Source organism: Novipirellula sp. (assembly GCF_041583735.1).
Taxonomy (GTDB): domain Bacteria; phylum Planctomycetota; class Planctomycetia; order Pirellulales; family Pirellulaceae; genus Novipirellula.
On sequence record NZ_JBFHFD010000813.1, the window covers coordinates 1 to 3295 of the forward strand.

General features: G+C 54.7%; 3 protein-coding genes. 2 read left to right on the plus strand and 1 reads right to left on the minus strand.

Going from position 1 to position 3295, the window contains the following annotated elements; genetic code table 11:
* Both ABX962_RS33115 and ABX962_RS33120 read left to right on the plus strand, forming a co-directional pair.
* Window positions 1-1253, plus strand: a 1253-nt coding sequence (locus tag ABX962_RS33115; protein WP_372725958.1) for a sensor histidine kinase, incomplete at its 5' end; no start/stop codon positions are given.
* A 10-nt stretch (window positions 1254-1263) separates the two neighbouring features.
* Window positions 1264-2613 (plus strand): sigma-54-dependent transcriptional regulator, encoded by a 1350-nt coding sequence (locus ABX962_RS33120; RefSeq protein WP_372725960.1) that lies wholly within the window; start codon window positions 1264-1266, stop codon window positions 2611-2613.
* 53 nt (window positions 2614-2666) lie between these two features.
* Here the strand turns inward: ABX962_RS33120 and lexA are convergent.
* On the minus strand, window positions 2667-3295 hold a 629-nt coding region (gene lexA, locus ABX962_RS33125), incomplete at its 5' end, for a transcriptional repressor LexA (RefSeq protein WP_372725959.1).

A 3295-nucleotide genomic window follows, 5' to 3' on the forward strand; every position in this document is an offset into this window, starting at 1 on the left:
CAGTCGATGATCTCGATCGATTTCATCGTCGCCCCGTCACGATCGATTATTCGTTGAAGAGCGAATTGTCCGAGCGACTCGATTCTCTGGTGGAACAGACCCATGAGCACCTGTCGCTGATCCATGGTGGCATGGCCGCATTCAGCCACGACGTCCGCGGTCAATACCGAACTTGGTTTGCAGTCGCCTGCCTGTGCACGATCGTATCGATGAGTTTGGTGGCATTATTGGTTTGGGGTTTTCACTCGCTGGTCGTCAAACCCTTTCGCACACTGATTGTCGGATCACGATTGGTCGCCGGTGGTCAACTGAGCCACCGCATCGACTTGGGGACAGGCGACGAACTGAGCGAATTGGCCGCCGCGATGAACGAAATGACCGACCGGTTTCAAAAAGCGTACAAGAAAGTCAATTCGCTCTGCACTGACTTGGATCGACAGGTTCGCGAACGGACCCGCGAAGTGATCCAGAACGAGCAACTCGCCAGCGTTGGTTTTCTCGCAGCAGGCGTGGCTCACGAAATCAACAATCCGTTGGCAACGATTGCATGGAGTGCGGAATCACTCGAATCACGCTTAGAGGAAGCGGTTTGTTTGACCGGCGCTGAAAACAAACTTGACGATGATTTTATCGCCATCATGCGAACTAATTTGCGGCGGATCGAAGACGAAGCATTTCGTTGCAAAGGGATCACCGAGCGACTGCTCGACTTCAGCCGTTTAAGCGAAGTGCGACGCGCCGCAACGAATCTAAAAGAGCTTGTCGAAGAAGTCGTGTCGATGGTTAGCAAGGTCGGAAAGTATCGTTGCAAAACGTTGCGTACACATATTGCTGAATCTGCTTATGCCCACGTCAATCCACAAGAGATTCGTCAAGTCGTGCTGAACTTAGTCACCAATGCACTGGAGAGCGTGGACACCGACGGTGCGGTTGACATTCACGTCCACAGCGATGGCAATACGACCACGGTGATCGTGCAAGACGACGGCTGTGGAATGAGTCCCGATGTGCTGAAGCACTTGTTTGAACCCTTCTTCACGCGTCGTCGTGATGGCACTGGAACGGGACTCGGATTAAGCATTACCTACCGCATCGTGTCCCAGCACGGCGGATCCTTGACAGCACACAGCGATGGCGAGGGGCGAGGATCACGCATGGAAGTCTCCTTGCCTGCCCACGCCGAACACGAAGACAATCCCACAAAAAGTCGCGATACGATTGGATGGAATCATGAGTCAGTCAAAGCAGCCTAAACGAAATGCAATGCATATCCTGTTTGCCGACGACGAGAAAAACCTACAGGAATTAATGCGTAGCGAATTGCCACGCATGGGATACACCGTGACGGTGTGCCCCGACGGTTTGACTGCGGTTGCCGCACTGGAAAAAGAACCGTTTGATTGCCTGCTAGTCGATCTTGATATGCCGGGCATGAACGGGATCGATGTGATCGGCAAAGCGCGCGAACTGCGTCCCGAGATCGAAGCGGTGGTGATGACCGGAAAGCCGAGTCAAGAAACCGCGATCGCGGCGCTGCGTCACCAGGCATTTGACTATCTGACCAAACCTTGCCGTTTGGCCGACATCGCCGGTTTGCTGGGGCGGGTTGCCGAGCGTCGCCAAACTAAACGTCAACTCGCCGCGCTTCAACATCGGTTAAAACGAGCCGAAGGCGACTGTAAAATGGTCGGCAGCGGTGCCGCGATGGAGGCGGTGCGGAATTTGATCGCAAAGGTCGCCCCGACGGAGAGCAGTGTGCTCATTCGAGGTGAAACGGGATGTGGCAAGGAATTAGTCGCACGCGCGATTCACGATTCGAGCTTGCGTGCCGAACAGCCAATGGTTGCGATCAACTGCGGAGCGTTGCCTGAAAATCTGATTGAAAGTGAACTATTCGGCCACTGCAAAGGCGCGTTCACCGGGGCTGATGCAGCACGTACCGGTTTGTTCGAAGTCGCCGACGGTGGCACGATCTTCTTAGACGAAATTGGCGAGCTACCGCTGGCGATGCAAGCCAAACTGTTGCGAGTGCTCGAAACCGGTGACATTCGCCGACTCGGAGACAACCAAACCGTCAACGTCAACGTCCGAGTCGTCTGCGCGACTCACCGTGACCTGGAAAAGATGGTCGAAGAGGGAACGTTCCGCGAAGATTTGATGTTCCGTATCAATACCTTCGAAATTCATGTCCCCGCATTGCGAGAACGAACCGAAGACATCGTTCCCTTGGCCTCACATCTGCTGTGCCGACACCGCACCGATGGCGGAAACGAACATCTCTTTACACCCGAAGCGATCGCGGAACTCAAGTCACATCAATGGCCTGGCAACGTCCGCGAACTGGCGAATGTGGTTGAGCACGCTGCGATCCTTTGTGATTCATTGCCGATCGGAACCGAGCATCTGCCACGTCATTTTGGTCGGCGACAACTGCGAAAAGAATTGCGAGAGTCCGAACCGATGACCTTGCGTGACATGGAGATGATCGCGATCGAGCGTTCTCTTGCTCGACACGATGGCAATAAACCCGCAGTTGCCGAAGAACTGGGGGTCAGCTTGAAAACGCTTTATAACAAGATCAACTCAGCCGAAGAGAAAAAGCTGGCTGGCTAGTCATGTCGCCATTCCCAGCAAGCTGAAATCCTGGTTCGCATCCGATTGGTAAATTAGATCCCGGTGCGAACAAGCCCGACCGCAACTCCGACTACGGTCGCGGTCTTGACGAACCGAGGCGGAATCGCCGCGTTGGCTGGCTGCAAGCGTATGCGATCCGCCTCAGGATGCCAGTACGCTAACGTGGAATCGCCATCGGGGGTTTGCGCGACAACCATTTGCCCGGGAAAGGCGTGATCTTGACGCTGCACAATCACGTAGTCGCCGTCGGCAATTTTGGCGTCGATCATCGAGTCGCCGCTGACCTGCAGCACAAAACGGTTTTCGCCGAATAACATCTCGCTAAAGTCGACTCGTTCGTTTTGCTCAAACGGCAACGCAGTGGGGGATCCGGCAACAACCCCGCCCATCGACAAACTGTTCGGATTGCGGTCGGCTGCCTGGGTCAACTCGATCGCCCGCGACTTGTTCGGACTACGGATAATCAAACCCTTTCGCTCAAGGGCACGGAGATGACACATCACTCCATTGGGGCTTTTGATGCCGAAATGTTCACCGATTTCCCGGACGGTTGGCCCGTAGCCTCGCTTTACGATCAGCGAGCGAATCATGTTGTATACGTTCTGCTGGCGGTCTGTGAGTTGAGCCGACATCGAGGGGGCCTTTTCTAACACTTTGGGGG